The following is an 18,623-nucleotide window of genomic DNA, read 5'->3' on the forward strand; positions in this document are numbered from 1 at the left end:
GGGAAAAAGAGCGTGGCCAAAAACAACAAACAAAAACCACCAAACACACTATTGAGTTCTCAAACAACAGACTTTTCTGCTTTGTCACCCTGTTTTGGGGCAACCCCGCCAGCTTAATTTGAACCTTGCTGGCAAGTCAAGTTGCTTCATCCTGGCTTATTTCATCCGGTCTGAGGCAACCTCGCCAGCTTAGTACGTTCTCAGCTGGCTTGTCAAGTCGCTCTGGCCCCGGGGGTTTTCCCCGCTCCGCGGCGACTTCAAAAGATTAGCGCGAGCCTGCCTACAAGGTCAAATCGGCTGGTCAGCGCGATTTCGAGGCTGAAAGACAGGCTCGGACGTGCTGCTTACGAGCCTACTCTTTCGATCTCCGCTCCGAGGCTCAACAGGTTTTCCACGAACAACGGGTATCCGCGGTCGATGTGGAACACGTCGTGAACCTCGGTTTCACCGTCGGCGACCAAGCCGGCGAGCACCAGGCCGGCGCCGGCCCGGATATCCGAAGACCACACCGGAGCGCTCGACAGCTGCGGGATCCCCCGCACCACCGCGTGATGGCCGTCGGTCCGCGCGTCGGCACCCAACCGGATCATCTCCTCGACGAACCGGAACCTGGCTTCGAACACGTTCTCGGTGATCATCGATGTGCCGTCGGCCACCGCGGCAAGGCCGATCGCCATCGGCTGCAGGTCGGTCGGGAAACCCGGGAATGGCAGCGTCGCGACGTTCACCGCTTTGGGACGCTCGTACTGGACCACCCGGAAACCGTCGTCGTTCTGGGTCACGGTGGCGCCGGCGTCGTGCAGCTTGTGCAGGACCAGCTGCAGATGTTGCGGGTCCACGCCGGTCACCGAGATGTCCCCGCGCGTCATCGCCGCCGCTATCCCCCAGGTGGCCGCCACGATCCGGTCACCGATCACCCGGTGTTGTGTGGGGTAGAGCCGGTCGACGCCGGTGATCGTCAATGTCGACGTCCCGGCTCCGCTGACCTTGGCGCCCATCTGGTTGAGCATCGCGCAGATGTCGACGATGTCGGGCTCGCGCGCCGCATTGTGGATCGTGGTGACACCTTCAGCCAGTACGGCGGCCATCAGGATGTTCTCGGTCGCCCCCACTGACGGGAACTCCAGTTGGATCTCGGCACCCCGCAGATGATCGGCCTCTGCCACCACGCAGCCATGCTCGATGTTGCAGGTCGCGCCCAGCTGCCGTAAGCCCGCTTGGTGCATGTCCAGCGGCCGCGAGCCGATCGCGTCACCGCCGGGCAGCGCGACCTTGGCTTTCTTGCAGCGGCCGACGAGTGGTCCCAGCACGCAGACCGAGGCGCGGAACTGGCGGACCGCCGCGAAATCCGCGTCGTACTTGGGTTCGTCGGGCGACGTGATCCGGACGGTGTCACCGTCCAGCTCGACCGTCGCACCCAACCCCCTCAGCACCTCCGCCATCAGCGGTACGTCCAGGATGTCGGGGCAATTGGTGATCGTGCTGGTGCCCTCGGCCAGCAATGAGGCCGCCATCAGTTTCAGCACGCTGTTCTTTGCCCCACCGACAGCAACTTCGCCTGATAACCGGTTTCCTCCGGTCACCAAGAAACGCTCGCTCACGCCGGTCAGTGTAGACAGCCTGCCGTCGAGTTTCCGCCTGCTCGGACAGATCCGCCGAGCCCGGCGAGCTTGTCCTGAAGCCCGGTACGGTTCAGCTATGGCTGTTCATCTCACCCGTATCTATACCCGCACCGGCGACGACGGCACGACCGGGCTGAGTGATTTCAGCAGGGTTTCCAAGAATGATTCGAGGTTGGCGGCCTACGCCGACTGTGACGAAGTCAACGCCTCCATCGGCGTCGCAGTAGCCCTGGGCGAACCCGATCAGCAAATCCGGGCAGTATTGCGCCAAATTCAGAACGACCTGTTCGACGCGGGCGCCGACCTGTCCACCCCCGTCGTCGAGAACCCCGAGTACCCACCGTTGCGGATTTCCCAGGCCTACATCGACCGCCTGGAGAAGTGGTGCGACGAGTTCAACGAGGCACTCCCTGCCCTGAACTCGTTCATCCTGCCCGGCGGCAGTCCCCTGTCCGCCCTGCTCCATGTCGCCCGGACGGTGGCTCGCCGAGCTGAACGGTCGGCATGGATCGCGGTGGATGAGCACGGTGAGTCGGTCAGCGTGCTGCCCGCGAAGTACCTCAACCGGCTGTCGGATCTGTTGTTCATCCTGTCGCGGGTCGCGAACCCGGAGGGCGACGTCCTGTGGAAGCCAGGCGGCGGAACCGAGAAATAGCTTCAGTAATTGCGGCGGCGAGCTCGCGGTGACGGCCGCGACTCAAGCCAAGAGGTGAACGCCGTGAGCGCGCCCCGGTCCAGGGCGATCTCATAGCCTTGGCGGCGTTCGGGGCTGGTATCGCGCAATTCCAGAATCGTGATCTGATCGGTCATGATGTCGAACTCATCGCCACGTGGGAGGCGGCGCGACACCACTTCCAGCCCCCGCCGGCTCAACCGTCGATCAGGCCACCACCGCATGCTGGACAGCCGGTAGAACCCGGCCTCCCCACCGCGGTAGCGCATCACTCCGTGGCGCCAGCCACTGCCGCCCTCGGCGGGGAAGTCACGCAGGATGGCTGCCGTCCCGCCAACCTGACGCAACTTCCACAATCGGTAACTCAACGCTCCGACCGCCAGTAGCAGAACGCAGACGAGCGCGACCATGACAATCATGGGCGCGCTCATCTGTCGTCTCTGTCGTCAGTCGATCTGGCCGAGAGCGCGCAGGCGCGCCCGACCCCATGCCGCTGTCGGCTCGTCGTCGGACTCCGCATCCCGCTTGGCGGAATCCGCGTCGATCTCGGATTCGAACTGAGCGTTCTCCACCAGGATGCGAACCGTCTCCTCGGTCACCGACAGGAAACCGCCGTCGACGGCGATCCGCAGATCGTCTTCGCCTTCACGCTCGACCCGCACCATGGCGTCGTCGACGAGCTCGGCGACCAACGGGATGTGTCGCGGCAGGATGCCGATCTCACCAGCGGTGGTCCGGGTGAAGACGAACGTAGCGGTGCCGGACCAGAGCTCACGCTCGACGGCAACGATCTCGACGTTCAAATCAGCCATGTCACACCACCTCCCTGTTTCCGAACGACTTCATCACAGCTTGGCGCCGAGGCTTTCGGCCTTCTTCGCCAGGTCGTCCAGACCACCGATGAGGAAGAACGCCTGCTCGGGCAGGTGATCGAACTCGCCCTTGGCCAGCTTGTCGAAGGCCTCGATGGTCTCCTTGAGCGGCACGGTCGAACCCGGCTGGCCGGTGAACTGCTCGGCCGCCATCATGTTCTGGCTCAGGAAGCGCTCGATCTTACGGGCGCGGTACACCAGCACCTTGTCCTCTTCCGACAGCTCGTCGATACCGAGGATGGCGATGATGTCCTGGAGATCCTTGTAGCGCTGCAGGATGCGGATGACTTCCTGGGCGACGCGGTAGTGCTCGTCGCCGACGACGCTGGGGTGCAGGATCGTCGAGGACGAGGCCAGCGGGTCCACAGCGGGGAAGATGCCCTTGGAGAACACCGCACGCGAAAGTTCGGTGGTGGCGTCCAGGTGGGCGAACGTGGTGGCCGGCGCCGGGTCGGTGTAGTCGTCGGCGGGCACGTACACGGCCTGCATCGAGGTGATGGAGCGACCACGGGTCGAGGTGATGCGCTCCTGCAGCTCACCCATCTCGTCGGCCAGCGTCGGCTGGTAACCCACGGCCGAAGGCATACGACCCAGCAGGGTCGAAACCTCGGAACCGGCCTGGGTGAACCGGAAGATGTTGTCGATGAAGAGCAGCACGTCCTGGTTCTGCTCGTCGCGGAAGTACTCGGCCATGGTCAGGGCCGACAGGGCGACGCGCATACGGGTGCCTGGCGGCTCGTCCATCTGACCGAACACCAACGCGGTGTCCTTCAGCACGTTGGCGTCGGCGAGCTCGACCCACAGGTCGTTGCCCTCACGGGTGCGCTCACCCACGCCGGCGAACACCGAGGTACCACCGAAGTTGCGGGCGATACGGTTGATCATCTCCTGGATCAGAACCGTCTTACCCACACCGGCGCCACCGAACAGGGCGATCTTGCCGCCACGCACGTACGGCGTGAGCAGGTCGACGACCTTCAGACCGGTCTCCAGCATCTCGGTGCGGGGCTCCAGGTCGGCGAATGCCGGCGGCTTGCGGTGGATCGACCAGTGGTCGAAGTCCTTGCCGTAGCCGGGCTCGTCGAGGCAGTCACCGAGGGCGTTGAACACGTGGCCCTTGACGCCGTCGCCGACCGGCACGGAGATCGAGGCGCCGGTGTCGCGGACGTCGGTGCCACGCACCAGGCCATCGGTGGGCTGCATGGAGATGCAGCGCACCAGGTTGTCGCCGAGGTGCTGGGCAACCTCGAGCGTCAGGGTCTTGGCGAGCGCGCCGTAGGTGATGTCGGCGTGCAGCGCGTTGAACAGCTCGGGCACGGCACCGCGCGGGAATTCAATATCCACCACCGGGCCGGTGATGCGGACTACGCGGCCCGCGGTCTTCTCTGCAGTAGCAGTCATTCTCTCTTCGCTTTCCTACGAGGCTTTCGTCTTTGGTCCGGCTAGCGCGCGTCGGCCAGCGCGTTCGCGCCGCCCACGATCTCGCTGATTTCCTGGGTGATCTGCGCCTGACGTTCGCGGTTGGCCGCAAGCGTCAGTGCTTTGATCAGATCGTCGGCGTTGTCGGTGGCCGACTTCATGGCGCGCCGGCGCGAAGCCGACTCCGAGGCCGCCGCCTCCAGCAGCGCCGCGTACACGCGGGTGGCGATGTAGCGCGGCAGCAGCGCGTCGAACAGGTCCTCGGCATTCGGCTCGAACGAATACAGCGTGTGCGGACCGGTTTCCGGCTCGCCGACGTACTCGACGACCAGCGGTGCAATCCGATGCGCCACTGCGGTCTGCGAGAGCATCGACCGGAATTCGGTGGAGACGATGTGCAGTTCGTCGACGCCCAGAATGCCGTCGGCTCCCGCATCGTCGCCTTCGTCGTCGGCACCGGACATGAACGCCGTCACCAGGGTGTCGGCGATCTCCTTGGCGTTGCTGTACTCAGGACGCTCCGAGAAGCCGGTCCAGGACTCGACGACCGCACGCTGGCGGAAGCTGTAGTAGCCCAAGGCCTTTCGACCGACGACGTAGAGCACCGGCTCCTTACCCTCTTCCCGCAGCAGCGAGAAGAGTTCTTCGGCGCGGCGCAGCACGTTGGCGTTGTAACCGCCGCAGAGACCGCGGTCCGAGGACACCACGAGCACACCGGCCCGCTTGGGATTCTCCCGCTGAACGAGCAGTGGGTGGTCCAGCGCGCTGGCACCCGCAAGCTCGGTGAGCATGTTGGTGATCTCGGTGGAGTAGGGCCGGGCCGCATCGACCCGGGCCTGCGCCTTGGCGATCCGCGACGTGGCGATCAGCTCCTGTGCCTTCGTGATCTTCTTGATCGACGAAGCGGAGCGGATACGCCCGCGTAGCTCGCGAAGTGTGGCTGCCATTGGTTACCTAGGCCTTCTTCGGTGCCGGCTTGCGGACCTTGACCGATTCCTTCTCCAGGTCCTCGGGATTCAAGGCTTCGGCCTCTGCGTCCTTCACGACCACGGAGCTGCCGTCGGTGGCGGCGAAGCCCTTCTTGAACTCGTTGATGACCGAGACCAGCTTCTCTTCGTTCTCCTCGGAGAGCTTCTTGGTCTCCTTGATGCCCTTGAGGATGTCGGAGTGGCTGGCCTTGACATGCTCCAGCAGCTCGTCGACGAAGCGGGTGACGTCTTCGGCCGGGACCGAATCCAGGTGACCCTGGGTACCGAGGAAGATCGAGACGACCTGATCCTCGACCGCCAGCGGGCTGTACTGCGCCTGCTTGAGCAACTCGACCAGGCGGACACCGCGGTCCAGCTGAGCCTTCGAGGCCGCATCCAGATCCGAGGCGAAGGCCGCGAAGGCCTCCAGCTCGCGGTACTGCGACAGATCAAGGCGGAGACTTCCTGCTACTTCCTTCATCGCCTTGATCTGCGCGGCGCCACCGACACGGGACACCGACACACCGACGTTCACAGCCGGGCGCACACCCTGGTTGAACAGGTCGGACTCCAGGAAGCACTGGCCGTCGGTGATCGAGATGACGTTGGTCGGGATGAACGCCGAGATGTCGTTGGCCTTGGTCTCGATGATCGGCAGACCCGTCATCGAACCACCGCCCAGTTCGTCGGACAGCTTTGCGCAACGCTCCAGCAGGCGGGAGTGCAGGTAGAAGACATCGCCGGGGAATGCCTCGCGGCCCGGCGGGCGGCGCAGCAGCAGCGAGATGGCGCGGTAGGCGTCGGCCTGCTTCGAGAGGTCGTCGAAGACGATCAGCACGTGCTTGCCGTCGTACATCCAGTGCTGGCCGATGGCCGAACCGGTGTAGGGCGCCAGCCACTTGAAGCCGGCCGGATCGGAGGCGGGGGCCGCGACGATGGTGGTGTACTCCATCGCGCCGCCCTCTTCCAACGCCCGCTTCACGCTGGCGATGGTGGTGCCCTTCTGACCGATCGCGACGTACACGCAGCGCACCTGCTGCTTGGGGTCGCCGGTCTCCCAGGCCTCACGCTGGTTGAGGATGGTGTCGACGCAGACCGCGGTCTTGCCGGTCTTGCGGTCACCGATGATCAGCTGACGCTGGCCACGGCCGATCGGGGTCATGGCGTCGATGGCCTTGATACCGGTCTGCAGCGGCTCGGACACGCCCTGGCGCTGCACCACCGAAGGGGCCTGCAGCTCGAGTGCGCGCCGCTCCTCGGACTCGATGTCGCCCTGGCCGTCGATCGGCTGACCGAGCGGGTTGACGACGCGACCGAGGAACGCGTCGCCGACGGGCACCGAGAGCACCTCGCCGGTGCGCTTGACCTGCTGGCCTTCTTCGATCTTCTCGAACTCACCCAGGATGACGGCGCCGACGCTGTGCTCGTCGAGGTTGAGCGCCACACCCAACACACCGCCCGGGAACTCGAGGAGCTCCTGGGTCATGACCGAGGGCAGGCCCTCGACGTGAGCGATGCCGTCACCGGCGTCGACGACGGTGCCGATCTCTTCGCGCTCGGTGTCGGCGGAAAACGAGGATACGTAGTCCTCGATGGCACCTTCGATATCAGCAGCCGAGATTGTCAACTCTGCCATGGTTTTTCGTCTTCCTACCTTGTTCTTGGGGTGGTTCGTGGGGGTTATCAGTCCGGCAGCTGTGTCGCAGCGGCGGCCAGACGGGATGCGATGGAGCCGTCGATCACTTCGTCACCGACGGTGATCGACAGACCACCGAGCAGTTCCGGGTCGACGTGCAACTGCACTGACACCGGGTGTCCGTAGATGCGGGTGAGCACCTCCGACAGCCGGGTCCGCTGAGCATCGGTCAGGTCAGCCGCGGCGGTCACGTGAGCAACCACTTCGCCGCGGCGGGCGACTGCGAGTTCGGCGAGATCGATGACGGCCTCGTCGGCACGCTCACCGCGCAGCAGTCCCACAGTCTGGGTCAGCAGCGCCGCCGCCGTCCCGTTCCCACTCGCGTTACCGCCGAGGACCTTGTCCAGCAGGGCGACTCGTCCGTCGACCGGGGCGGTGTAGTCACTGAGCAGGGCCGAGAGTTTGGGCTCGGCGTCGAGCAGGCGGCCGAACCGGAACAGCTGGTCCTCCACCTCGTCGACCTCACCGGCGATCTCGGCGCGCTTGAGCAGCGCCAGACGTGCGGTGTGTTCAATGGCGTCGACCAGGTTCCCTTCGGTCGACCAGCGCTGCGAGACCGCAGTCCGCAGCACGTCCAGTGTGGTGTTGCCGACCTTGCCCGACAGCAGACGATCGACCAGCTCGGCCTTGGCGCCGTTCTCGTCGGTCGGCTCGGCCAGATGCCGGTTCAGCGTCGACTCCGAAAGCAGAAGCCTGGCGACGGAGGCCAGTTCCTCGGCAAGCGTGGTCAGCCCGTCGGCGTCCAGACCGTCGGCGACGGAGTCGAACTTCCCGACCACGACCGCCAGCGACTCGCGGCTGGCCGCGCGCAGCTTGGACGTGGCCGCGGTGTCGATCACCACTGCCGATGGCGCCATCTGGTCCAGCTCGGCCAAGAACCGGTCGACGGTGGCCGCCTGTGCGGCCGGGTCGGCGACGTGTGCCCGGACCAGTGCGTCGGCCTTGGCCACCGACTCCGATCCGAGACCGGTACGCAGCTGGCGGATGAGCTGCTGGCGCATCAGCTGAACCTGCTGAGCGCCTTGGGCCTTGATCCGCTCGGCCTCGGTGCCGGCCTGCTCGGCCAGCTGAGCGGTGATCCGCTCGGAGTCCTGCGCGGCCTCGTCGGTCACCTTGGTCGATTCGGCCTTGGCGTCGGCGAGTGCCTTGGCATGCATGTCATCGGCTTCGGCGAGCTTCTTGGCCGCATCGGCGCTCTCGGCGAGCGCGACCCGCACGGCTTCCTGCTGCTTCTGCATCAGGTTCCGCACCGGCGGCACAACCCACTTGATGATGATGAATGCGATGACGGCAAAGCCGATCAGCTGTCCGATAAATATCGACATCTACTGCGTCCCACCTGATTTCACGTCGACGCCCAAAATTCGACTGGCCAGGGTCTTCGAGAGTCCGTCCACCGAAGACTCCAGTCCCGACCGCACACCGGCACCCTGGGCAGCAAGCTGCTCATCGGCCTCGCGCACGGTTTCGGCCACTTCGGAGCTGGCCTCGGCACGCTTGGCGTCGACCACCTCGCGACCCGCGGCGCGGGCCTCGTCACGGATTGCCGATGCCTGGGTGCGAGCCCCGGCCATCGCCTCGTTGTAGTCGGCCTGTGCCGCGGCCACCTGCTCGGCCGACTTCCGGTTGTCGGCGGCGGTCTTCGCCAGCATCGCTTCACGCTCTGCCAGTACCTTGCCGACCGGTGGCACAACCCATTTCGCGATCACAGCAAGTGTGATCAGGAAAATGATCAGCACGGCGAAGAAGGTGCCGTTGGGGACCAGGAAGTTGCTCTGGCCCCCACCGCCTTCCGCCGCTGCCTGGCTTGAAGCCAGGATGTTGATGCTGTCCGCCAGGACAGTCGAACCGAGTTCACCCATGCTGATGGACTACTGCAGGCCCGGGGTGGCGAAGACGAACAGCGCCATGAAGGCCAGGTTGATGAAGTACGCGGCCTCCACCAGACCGACGGTGATGAAGAACGGGGTGAACAGCCGGCCCTGGGCCTCGGGCTGCCGGGCGATGCCCGAGATCAGCGCGTTACCCGCGATACCGTCACCGATACCAGCGCCGATGGCGCCGCCGCCCATGATCAAACCGCCACCGATCAGCGCGCCGGCCGTGATGAGGGCGTTGGGGTCGAGTTCCATTCCTTTTATCCTCCTTGATAACTGGTGGCTGTGCCGCCAGAGGTTCGTGTGCTGCAGTTGTAGGGATCAGATATGTGGATCAGTGAGCTCAATGGTCCTCGTGGTCCAGCTCCATCGACTGGCTGAAGTACAGGATCGTCAACAGCGAGAAGATGAATGCCTGAATCAGGCCGACGAACAGGTCGAAGGTCTTCCAGATCGCATTGGGTGCCCACTGGATGTACCAGGGGAACATCGCGATCAGCGCGACCAGGATGCCGCCGGCGAAGATGTTGCCGAAAAGACGGAGGGCCAGCGAGATCGGCTTGGCGATCTCTTCGACGATGTTGATCGGCGCCAGGAACGCGACGTGGCCCTTGATCACCTTGACCGGGTGGCCGATGATGCCGCGACGCCAGATACCGGCGGCGTGGTAGGCGAGGAACACGAACAGTGCGAGCGCCAGCACGAAGTTGATGTCGGAGGCCGGCGGCTTGTACCACTCGGCAGCCGCGCCGTCCGCGCCCCCGTACTGCAGCGGCAGCACCGCGAGCCAGTTGGAGATCAGGATGAACACGAAGATCGTCACCGACAGGGGCAGCACGAAGGGGGCGACCTTCATACCGATCGAGCCCTCGATCTGCTGGCGCATCTGGATGGTCAAGGCCTCCCAGAACAGCTGCACACCGCCCGGCACCCCGGTCGAGGTGACCTTGGCCCGCAGGACGAACGCCAGCGCGATCACGATCACCGCGGTGACCGCGGTGGCCAGGATGGTGTCGCCGTTGAACGTCATCCCGAACAGCTCGAACACCATCGTGTGGTGGCCTACGTGGATGGCGGCGCCACCCTCTTCGGCGGCGAGCACGGTCGTCGTCTGAGTCATATAGGTCAGCTCAACCCTTCGATTCCGTATCCAAGACATCCAGGCCGTTGGAGCGGATCTTCCGCAGCACGGGGATGCTGGTGCTCATCACCAGCAGAGCCTGGAAAATAGCCAGCCCGAACAGCACCGCGATGCCGTCGTGCTTCTTGAAGAAAAGTGCGATGCCGAGTGCGATCGCAGTGATGATCAGCAGCCGCGTCGCGGAGTTCACGGCCATCTTCTTCTTGAGCGGGTGATCCTCGGCGGTGATCGCCTCGACGGCCCGACGCACCAGCAGGGCGTTGATCAAGCCGAGGACCAGGCCGACACCGAAGAAGACGCCGAAGAAAATGTGTCCGATGTAACCGGCGGCCCCGACGGCCAGCCCGGTGAGGACGACGCAAACAATCAGTAGACGCAGTGGCCGGAAAGCCACCGACGGGAACACCAACGGCGCGTTCTGCGCTGGTGTCGTCACTGATTCACCCCAATCCCGCTGTCACGAAACGCCGCACCCTCGGAGATGCCAACGGTTGCTGCCCCCTGGCAAAACCCTGTGCGCGCCCGACGAGAATATCGGAGGGCGGCGGGCGGGCTCGATTCACCCACGGGGTAGCTCCCTTTGTCGGTCGTTGATCGGCACCTGACGGTTCGTCGAACCGAGGGGCCGGGCCGGCAACCCGCGAGGTTTTTCGGGTTCTGGCAGCACCCTAACACATGGTAGGCACCCCTAAACGTGGCCTACTACTTTTTGTCGTACTTCGCTTCGTGCTCGTCTTCGGACGCTTCATTCCCACGTTGCAACAGGGGTATCAGTGTCACCACGATCGCCACCACGATGGCGACCGCGACGACCGCTCCGGTGTAGCGGGGATCGAAGAAAATCGTCGCTGCGGCACCGAAAGCGATGATGCCCACCCATAGGTAGATCAACAGCACGGCGCGGCGATGCGAGTGCCCGATCTGCAGCAGTCGGTGATGCAGATGCATCTTGTCGGGGCTGAGCGGACTCCGGCCTGCCCGGGTGCGACGCACGATGGCCAGCAACGTGTCCAGTGCAGGCACCAACATCACGGCGATCACCAGCAGGAACGGCGACATCAGCGCGAAAACGTCGCGCGCACCGTAGGCGTTCTGCGAGATCGGCCCGGCGGCGGTCGTCGACGCCGCACCCAGCATCAGGCCGATCAGCATCGATCCCGAATCGCCCATGAAGATCTTGGCCCGGTGGAAGTTGTGCGGCAGGAAGCCCAGACAGGCGCCCGCCAGCACCACCGAGATCACCGCGGGCGGATAGAACAGGACGTCGCCGCCGTGGTCGCGCAGCAGCCCGACAGAGAAGATGCAGATGGCCAGGGCCGTGATGAGTCCCAGCCCGGCGGCCAGACCGTCGAGTCCGTCGACGAAGTTCATCGCGTTGACGATCGACACCGTCAGCGCGAGCGTGAGCAGGATCGAGGACACCTGGTCGAGCACGATGGTGCCCACTCCCCCGAACGGGATGTAGAGCACGCTCCAGGCCACACCCATCGTGACCAGCACGCTCGCCGCGGTGATCTGGCCGGCGAATTTGGTCAGGGCGTCCAGCCCCCAGCGGTCGTCGATCAGCCCGATGGCCATGATGAGCCCACCTGCGACCACGACCGCGGGCATACCGGTGGAATAGACGAAACCCCGCGTGAGTGCGGGTAGTTGGGAAGCCAGCAGCACCGCGGCGGCGACCCCGATGTACATCGCCAACCCGCCCATCCGCGGTATCGGCTGTACGTGGACATCGCGTTCCCGTGGGTAGGCGACGGCGCCGACCCGGATGGCCAGCACCCGCACCCAGCCGGTGGCGAAATACGTGATGATCGCGGCGGTCAGGCCGACGAGCGCCAACTCACGCAGCGGAACACCGGCACCTCGGTCCGACAGAGCGAGAAGCCCGGAATTGACCGCGGGGATCACTGCGTCACCGGCCGACATCACCGATGAACCGTACTGCAGCAAGCTGAGATCACTCCGTAGGTGTTGTTGTGAGCGTGGAGATTTCCACGCCGACGACCCTGGCGATGTCCGCCGCGCTGATCGGACCGGCGCGCAGGATGCGTGGCTGGACGCCGGTGAGGTCGACGATGGTGGACGCGGCCTGTTGCTCGGCGGGCCCGCCGTCGAGGTAGACCTCCACCTTGTCGCCGAGTTGCTCGTGGGCCTGCGCTGCGGTCACCGCGGCCGGCTGACCCGACACGTTGGCACTGGACTGGGCCATGGGGCCGACCTCCCGCAGGAGCTCGATGGCCACCGGGTGCATCGGCATCCGGAGCATGACGTTGCCGTTGGCGTCCCCGAGGTCCCATTGCAGCGACGGTGCCTGCGTGACGATCAGGCTCAGCGCGCCCGGCCAGAATGCCCTGATCAACTCGCGGGCGGCCGGCGGCACCGAGTACACGAGACCGTCGATGGTGCTCCACGAGCCGACGAACACACCGACCGGCATGTTGCGGCCACGGCCTTTGGCCGCGAGGAGGCTGCCGACAGCGTCGCGATCGAAGGCATCCGCACCGATCCCGTACACGGTGTCGGTCGGCATCACCACCAATCGGCCGCCCTTCACCGCGCTGATCGCCGAGGCGATACCGGTCGCACGCTGCTCAGCGTCGGTGCAGTCGAAGATCGTCATGTCGGCTCCCCGGTCGGTGCGCGCATCAACTCAGCTTCTCCCAATCCTCGTCGCCGTCACAAAGCGGGGTCGTCCGGCCAGGTCGCGGCGCGCGGTGACCTCGGTGAAGTGACCGTCGTCGACGAAGGCCCCGACCGACAGTTCGGAGGTGGTGTCGTCGTGCTCGACGGCGCAGGACGCACCATCGCGCAACCACCGGGCGGCGAGTGTGACGATCGGCCGGATCACCGACATACCGTCGGGGCCGCCGAACAATGCGGTGACGGGATCATGTTCGGCCACTTCGGGTTCCAGGACCGCGGCCTCGGGGATGTAGGGCGGGTTCGACACCAGCAGGTCGACCCGGCCGTCGAGTTCGGGCAGCAGGCCGGGCGCGGTGACGTCGGCGTCCAGTATCTCGACCCGCGTCCCGGTGGCGTTGCGCCGCGCGAACTCCAGGGCCGCGGGCGAGTTCTCGACGGCCAGCACGCGCGCGTCGGGCCACCGCGCGGCCAGCGCCAACGCCAACGCACCCGAGCCGGTGCACAGGTCGACGATCAGCGGCTTGCCAGGCAATTGCCGCGTGCTGGCCCATTCGAGCAGCGCCTCGGTTTCCGGCCGCGGGATGAACACCCCGGGCCCGACCGTGAGCGTCAGCGGGCCGAACGGCGCCGTGCCGATCAGATGTTGCAGCGGAATTCGACGGGACCGGGCGGCCACGAGTTCGTCGTAGGCCTGGCGGAACTGTTCGTCGGCGTCGTCGAGGAACATCAGCCGACCGCGGTCGACGCCCGCCACGTGCGCGGCCAGCAGCTCGGCGTCGATGCGCGGGGAGGCGACGCCTGCGGCTGCGAGCCGCACCGTTGCGGCCGCGACCGCCTGCCGCACGGGGGTCATGTCTCCTGCTGCAGCCGGGCCTGTTTGTCGGCGGCGCCCAGTGCGTCGAGCAGCGCGTCCATGTCTCCGTCGAGCACCTGGTCGAGGTTGTGCGCCTTGAAGTTGATGCGGTGATCCGCGATCCGGTTCTCGGGGAAGTTGTAGGTGCGGATCCGTTCGCTGCGGTCGACCGTGCGGATCTGGCTGGCCCGGTCGGCCGATGCGTCGGCCGACGCCTGTTCTTCGGCCAGTGCCTGCAGCCGAGCGGCGAGCACCACCATGGCCCTGGCCTTGTTCTGCAGCTGCGAGCGCTCGTTCTGGCAGGTCACCACGATGCCGGTCGGCAGGTGCGTGATGCGGACCGCGGAATCGGTGGTGTTGACGCCCTGGCCACCCTTGCCCGAGGACCGGTAGACGTCGATGCGCAGGTCGGACTCGTCGATCTGCACCTGCTCGACGTCTTCTGGCTCGGGGTAGACCAGCACGCCGGCGGCCGAGGTGTGTACCCGGCCCTGCGATTCGGTGACCGGCACCCGCTGCACGCGGTGCACGCCGCCCTCGAACTTCATCCGCGACCACACGCCGTCGGCGGAATCGCCCTTGCTGGCGATCGTGATGGTGGCGTCCTTGTAGCCGCCCAGGTCCGACCACGTCTCGTCGAGCACGGTGACGGTCCAGCCGTGGCGTTCGGCATACCGGATGTACATGCGGGCCAGATCGGCGGCGAACAGTGCCGACTCCTCGCCGCCTTCCCCTGACTTGACCTCAAGCACGATGTCATCGGCGTCGTGCGGGTCGCGCGGTGCCAATTGGTCGGTCAGCTGCGCGTCGAGTTCGGTGACCTTGGCGGTCAGCTCGTCCACCTCGTCGGCGAAGCTGGCGTCGTCGGCGGCAAGCTCGCGCGCGGCTTCCAGGTCACCACGGGCGGCTTCGAGCTTGCGATAGGTCCCCACGACGGGCGAGACCTGGGCGAAGCGTCGGCCCACCTTGCGGGCGGCGGAGGCGTCGGCGTGCAGGCTGGGATCGGCGAGCTGGCGCTCAAGGTCTGCGTGCTCGGCGAGCAGCACCTCGATTGCTTTCCCCGGCTGAGCCGGGAGCCCAGCAGAAGCGGTGTCCGTCACGTCAGCCACATCCTTTCCACCTATGCCGCCAACTCGTTCCTGGAAACGAGAACAGCGCCCAGATCTGACGCATATGCGACAGATCGGGCGCCGTTGACGTAGCTACTTGTCGGCTGCGGCAGCCTGATCACCGGCAGGCTTGCGCTTGCCGTACCGCTTCTCGAAGCGGGCCACGCGGCCGCCGCTGTCGAGGATCTTCTGCTTGCCGGTGTAGAACGGGTGGCACTGCGAGCAGACCTCGACCACGATCTGGCCGCTCTGCTTGGTGCTACGGGTCTGGAAGGTATTGCCGCAACCACAGTGCACCGTGGTCTCGACATACTCAGGATGAATGCCTGTTTTCATGGGTTCCTCTTCAATCGTTGGCCCGGGTCGCCCGAAATTCAGATGGACGTGAACCGGGACCGAGGGTCGGCGGTCCATTATGCCAGGTCAACCGCCAACAGCCTAAACGCGGGATGACCGGCGACTATTCCTTGCCTCAGAGAGTCGTATAGACCGTACCGTCGCGCTTCCAGAGCACCCGACCGGCCGGATCTGCGCCGAGGGCAACCAACTCGCGCTTGAGAATCTTGTTGGTCGCCGTGCTGGGCAGATCGTCGGCCAGCCAGACGTACCGCGGCCAGGATTTCGGCGACAGATCCTGCTGCTGCGCCAGGAACGCGCCGAAGTCGTCAGGCGTCAGCGACTGACCGTCACGCAGCACGACGGCGGCCATCACCTGATCACCGACGAACTCGTCGGGCACGGGATAGACGGCGACGCGGCTGATCACCGGCTGCCGCAACAGGATGCGTTCGATCGGCGCCGCGGTGATGTTCTCGCCGTCCACTCTCATCCAGTCCGCGGTGCGCCCGGCCAGGTAGATCCAGCCGTCGGCGTCGCGGTAGGCCAGGTCGCCCGACCAGTACATGCCGTGGCGCAGCCGTTCATCGGTCGCGCCCTGATCGTTGTGGTAGCCGCGGAACATCCCGCTTCCGTTGGTGTTCACCAGTTCCCCGGTGGCGGCCTCGGCGTTGACCAGGGCACCGGTGGCATCGAATTGTGCGGCCGGGCACTCTTCAAGGGTCTCCGGGTCGTAGATCGCCACGCCTGGGAAGCCCTGGCCGACGCTGCCGGCGGGGGTGCCCTCGGAACGGGTGATGATGATCGCCAGCTCCGTCGAGCCGAAGCCGTCCCAGACGCTGCATCCGAACCTGCGGCTGAATTCGTCGATGTCGCGGTCGGCGGCCTCGTTGCCGAACGCCACGCGCAGCGTGTTGTCGTGGTCGTCGGGTTGCTCGGCGGTGGCCAGGATGTAGGCCAACGGCTTGCCGACGTAGTTCATGTACGTCGCGCCATAGCGGCGGATGTCCGGAAGGAACCCGGACGCGGAGAACTGTGCCGGCGCCATGGCCGCGCCCGAGCTGAGCGCCACGCCCCACCCGGCGTACACGCCATTCGAATGGAACAGCGGCATGGCCAGGTAGCAGGTGTCCGCCTCGGTCAGGTCGTAGCGCTGCACCAGCGCGGCGGCGGAGAACAGCACGATGGAATGCGGCACCCGGACGGCCTTGGGCTCGCCGCTGGTGCCCGAGGTGAAGATCATCATGAAGGTGTCGTCGGGCCCGACCTCGCGGTGCGGCGTGAGTTCCCGCGATGACCAGGCGGTATCCGATACCTCGACGACGGTGACGCCCGGCAGGTCGAGGCCCTCGAGCAGCCCGCGATGGTGTTCGTCGACGAGGACGACCTGACATTCGACCCGGGCGATGTCGCGGGCCAGCGCGTCACCTCGACGGGTGTTGTTGATGCCGCACAGCACGTAGCCGCCGAGGGCCGCAGCGGCCAGCGCGGTCAGCATGTCGGGGGTATTGCCGAGAAGGGTGCCCACATGGAGGGGACGCTGCGGCTCGGCGATCCCGATCAGGGTCGCGGCCTGGGCCTTCGCCTCGGCGATATGCTCACGCCACGACCACGTCCGGTCGCCGTACTTGATGGCGACCGTGTCACCTGCTTCGCGTTCCCGGAGCAGCTGCTGCAGCGTTTCGGCCATCCGATGAATCCCCAAGGGTTAGTGAACAGAATTAGAAAACTGTCTACCATGGTTCTGGCGCGACGGATACACGCTTGGCAGAATCATGTACCTGAGCCCAACCGGAAGACCAGGAGACACCACAGTTGACCAGCACCACGGCGCCGCGCAGCGTGCGAGATCGACTGATCGACGCTGCTGAAGAATGCCTGCGGACCAAGGGCATTCGCGCGACCACCGTCTCGGAGGTCGCCGAGGCCGCCGGAGTGTCGCGCGGGTGGCTCTACCGCCATTTCCCGGACAAGGTGACGCTGCTCGGCGCCGTGATCGTGCGCCTCAACGACACGTTCTGGTCGGAAGCCCAGGCCATGCTGGAGCAGATCGAGGGGCTGGATCGCCAGATCGCCTGGGGCGTCGGCAATGGCCTGCGAGCCTACGACGATCCCGGCGCGGTCCTGATGAAACTCCGCACCGACGAACCCGAGGAATTCGCCGCCTGCGCCGGGGCCGGCGTGCAGGGCATGATCCCCGACCTCGCCGAGTTCTGGTCGCCCTATCTGGCGGCCGCCCGTGACCGCGGCGAGGTGCGTGCCGACATCGACATCCCCGAAGCATCGGAATGGGTTGCGCGAGTGTTGATCTCGCTGGCGACCGTACCGGGGAACACGCTGGATCCCAGTGACGAGGACGCGGTCCTCGCCCAGGTTCGCCGCTATTTGATGCCGGGGTTGCGCGCGCAGCCAACTTCCTGACAACACGAAAAAGGCCCCCGAATATGAAGTGGTCCCCGAAAGTTGGACACTGACGTTTGGAGCTTAAGCGGCAAGGGCCTGGGCTCGGTATTGGACCGGGCTCAGGCCCTTGAGTTTTGTCGAGATTCGTTCGGTGTTGTACCAGTGGATGTAGGTGTCAAGGGCTGCAGTAAAGTCCTCGACAGTGTCGAACCGGTTGTGGTGGAACATTTCTGACTTCAGGTGACCGAAAAAGTTCTCCATGACCGCGTTGTCATAGCAGTTGGCTTTCCGCGACATCGACTGCACCACCTCAGCGTCGCCGAGCAACTTGCGCCAGGACCAATGCCGGTATTGGAAACCCTGATCGGAGTGCACCAGCGGACATTCACCCGGTTCCAAGGTGGCGATCGCTGCGGACAGTGAGGTGTTGGTCAACTCCACATTCGGGCTCATCGACCACGCGTAAGCCACCACCGACCGATCGAACAAATCGAGCACCGGGGACAAGTAGACCTTGCGATCGGTGATGCGGAACTCGGTCACGTCGGTGACCCACTTCTGATTCGGCGCGCTCGCGCTGAACTCGCGGTTGAGAAGATTTTCGGCGACCTGACCGGGCCCGCCGGTGTAGGAGTTGTAGCGCCGACGGCGCCGCACCCGGCAGATCAGCGCCAGCTCACGCATCACCGCCAGCACGGTCTTTTTTGCCACCACGAACCCCTGCTTGGTCAGCACCGTGTGGATGCGGCGGTGCCCGTAGCGGCCGTGGGCGGCCTTGAATGCCTCGGTGATCGCGGCTTTGAGGTCGGCGCGCGGGTCGAGCGCCTCGGGTTTGCCCTGGTGATAGAAGAACGTCGAGCGCGCCAACTGCGCGACTTCCAGCAGCACCGGCAGCCGATGATCAGCCTTGAGAGCGGCGACAGCGGCGGCTTTCACCGCCGCTCGTGCGCCCTCAAGGCCCGCAATTTTTTTAGGTAGGCGTTCTCGGCTCGCAGCCGCTCATTCTCCTGC

At 65.5% G+C, this 18,623-nt stretch carries 20 protein-coding genes; 2 read left to right on the plus strand and 18 right to left on the minus strand.

Going from position 1 to position 18,623, the window contains the following annotated elements; all coding sequences use genetic code 11:
* Nucleotides 1-344: 344 nt before the first annotated feature.
* Complete coding sequence (murA, locus tag AC4ELH_RS01675) at nt 345-1,601, minus strand: UDP-N-acetylglucosamine 1-carboxyvinyltransferase (protein ID WP_054602914.1); 1,257 nt, start codon at nt 1,599-1,601, stop codon at nt 345-347.
* Nucleotides 1,602-1,698: 97 nt separating this feature from the next.
* On the opposite strand from murA, the gene AC4ELH_RS01680 reads away from it, so the two are divergent.
* Nucleotides 1,699-2,277 carry a cob(I)yrinic acid a,c-diamide adenosyltransferase gene (locus AC4ELH_RS01680; protein ID WP_064884237.1) on the plus strand — a complete coding sequence of 193 codons (579 nt, stop codon included), beginning with the start codon at nt 1,699-1,701 and terminating at the stop codon, nt 2,275-2,277.
* A gap of 2 nt (nt 2,278-2,279) precedes the next feature.
* On the opposite strand, the gene AC4ELH_RS01685 is transcribed toward AC4ELH_RS01680, so the two are convergent.
* The 16 genes from AC4ELH_RS01685 to fadD1 form a co-directional block, all read right to left on the minus strand.
* Entirely contained in the window at nt 2,280-2,726 is a 447-nt protein-coding gene (locus AC4ELH_RS01685; RefSeq protein WP_498883068.1) for a DUF2550 domain-containing protein, read from the minus strand.
* A 15-nt stretch (nt 2,727-2,741) separates the two neighbouring features.
* Nucleotides 2,742-3,107 carry a F0F1 ATP synthase subunit epsilon gene (locus tag AC4ELH_RS01690; RefSeq protein ID WP_498883069.1) on the minus strand — a complete coding sequence of 122 codons (366 nt, stop codon included), beginning with the start codon at nt 3,105-3,107 and terminating at the stop codon, nt 2,742-2,744.
* 33 nt (nt 3,108-3,140) lie between these two features.
* The gene (atpD, locus tag AC4ELH_RS01695) at nt 3,141-4,568 is read right to left on the minus strand and encodes a F0F1 ATP synthase subunit beta (RefSeq protein WP_044519623.1); all 1,428 of its coding nucleotides are present in this window, start codon (nt 4,566-4,568) and stop codon (nt 3,141-3,143) included.
* A 41-nt stretch (nt 4,569-4,609) separates the two neighbouring features.
* A complete protein-coding gene (locus tag AC4ELH_RS01700) occupies nt 4,610-5,533 on the minus strand; it encodes a F0F1 ATP synthase subunit gamma (RefSeq protein WP_044519624.1) in 924 nt (307 codons plus the stop codon).
* 7 nt (nt 5,534-5,540) lie between these two features.
* Nucleotides 5,541-7,190, minus strand: a complete 1,650-nt coding sequence (gene atpA / locus AC4ELH_RS01705; protein WP_498883072.1) for a F0F1 ATP synthase subunit alpha — start codon at nt 7,188-7,190, stop codon at nt 5,541-5,543.
* A 47-nt stretch (nt 7,191-7,237) separates the two neighbouring features.
* Nucleotides 7,238-8,575: a F0F1 ATP synthase subunit B/delta gene (locus AC4ELH_RS01710; protein WP_064884247.1), complete on the minus strand. Its 1,338-nt coding sequence runs from the start codon at nt 8,573-8,575 to the stop codon at nt 7,238-7,240.
* Complete coding sequence (locus tag AC4ELH_RS01715) at nt 8,576-9,112, minus strand: F0F1 ATP synthase subunit B (protein ID WP_064884249.1); 537 nt, start codon at nt 9,110-9,112, stop codon at nt 8,576-8,578. It abuts the gene before it with no gap.
* Between the two features lie 9 nt (nt 9,113-9,121).
* Complete coding sequence (locus AC4ELH_RS01720) at nt 9,122-9,382, minus strand: F0F1 ATP synthase subunit C (RefSeq protein WP_003888102.1); 261 nt, start codon at nt 9,380-9,382, stop codon at nt 9,122-9,124.
* Nucleotides 9,383-9,470: 88 nt separating this feature from the next.
* Nucleotides 9,471-10,247 (minus strand): F0F1 ATP synthase subunit A, encoded by a 777-nt coding sequence (atpB, locus tag AC4ELH_RS01725; protein ID WP_055116170.1) that lies wholly within the window; start codon nt 10,245-10,247, stop codon nt 9,471-9,473.
* Nucleotides 10,248-10,257: 10 nt separating this feature from the next.
* Entirely contained in the window at nt 10,258-10,704 is a 447-nt protein-coding gene (locus AC4ELH_RS01730) for an ATP synthase subunit I (RefSeq protein ID WP_064884251.1), read from the minus strand.
* 266 nt (nt 10,705-10,970) lie between these two features.
* Nucleotides 10,971-12,215, minus strand: a complete 1,245-nt coding sequence (locus tag AC4ELH_RS01735; protein ID WP_498883075.1) for a glycosyltransferase family 4 protein — start codon at nt 12,213-12,215, stop codon at nt 10,971-10,973.
* A gap of 10 nt (nt 12,216-12,225) precedes the next feature.
* Complete coding sequence (locus AC4ELH_RS01740) at nt 12,226-12,888, minus strand: L-threonylcarbamoyladenylate synthase (protein WP_064960772.1); 663 nt, start codon at nt 12,886-12,888, stop codon at nt 12,226-12,228.
* Nucleotides 12,889-12,918: 30 nt separating this feature from the next.
* On the minus strand, nt 12,919-13,764 hold the full coding sequence (prmC, locus tag AC4ELH_RS01745) for a peptide chain release factor N(5)-glutamine methyltransferase (protein WP_448448398.1): 846 nt from the start codon (nt 13,762-13,764) through the stop codon (nt 12,919-12,921).
* Entirely contained in the window at nt 13,761-14,864 is a 1,104-nt protein-coding gene (prfA, locus tag AC4ELH_RS01750; RefSeq protein ID WP_498883076.1) for a peptide chain release factor 1, read from the minus strand. Before prfA ends, prmC begins: the two co-directional genes overlap by 4 nt.
* Before the next feature lie 102 nt (nt 14,865-14,966).
* A complete protein-coding gene (rpmE, locus tag AC4ELH_RS01755) occupies nt 14,967-15,209 on the minus strand; it encodes a 50S ribosomal protein L31 (RefSeq protein WP_019344296.1) in 243 nt (80 codons plus the stop codon).
* A gap of 136 nt (nt 15,210-15,345) precedes the next feature.
* Nucleotides 15,346-16,899 (minus strand): fatty-acid--CoA ligase FadD1, encoded by a 1,554-nt coding sequence (gene fadD1, locus AC4ELH_RS01760; RefSeq protein WP_064960774.1) that lies wholly within the window; start codon nt 16,897-16,899, stop codon nt 15,346-15,348.
* Nucleotides 16,900-17,024: 125 nt separating this feature from the next.
* On the opposite strand from fadD1, the gene AC4ELH_RS01765 reads away from it, so the two are divergent.
* Nucleotides 17,025-17,630, plus strand: coding sequence for a TetR/AcrR family transcriptional regulator (locus tag AC4ELH_RS01765; protein WP_064880106.1), 606 nt, complete (start codon nt 17,025-17,027; stop codon nt 17,628-17,630).
* A 63-nt stretch (nt 17,631-17,693) separates the two neighbouring features.
* Here the strand turns inward: AC4ELH_RS01765 and AC4ELH_RS01770 are convergent, their stop codons facing one another.
* Nucleotides 17,694-18,578, minus strand: a complete 885-nt coding sequence (locus AC4ELH_RS01770) for an IS3 family transposase (RefSeq protein ID WP_498883077.1) — start codon at nt 18,576-18,578, stop codon at nt 17,694-17,696.
* Nucleotides 18,579-18,623: the final 45 nt, after the last annotated feature.

The organism is Mycobacterium shunyiense (assembly GCF_058270075.1).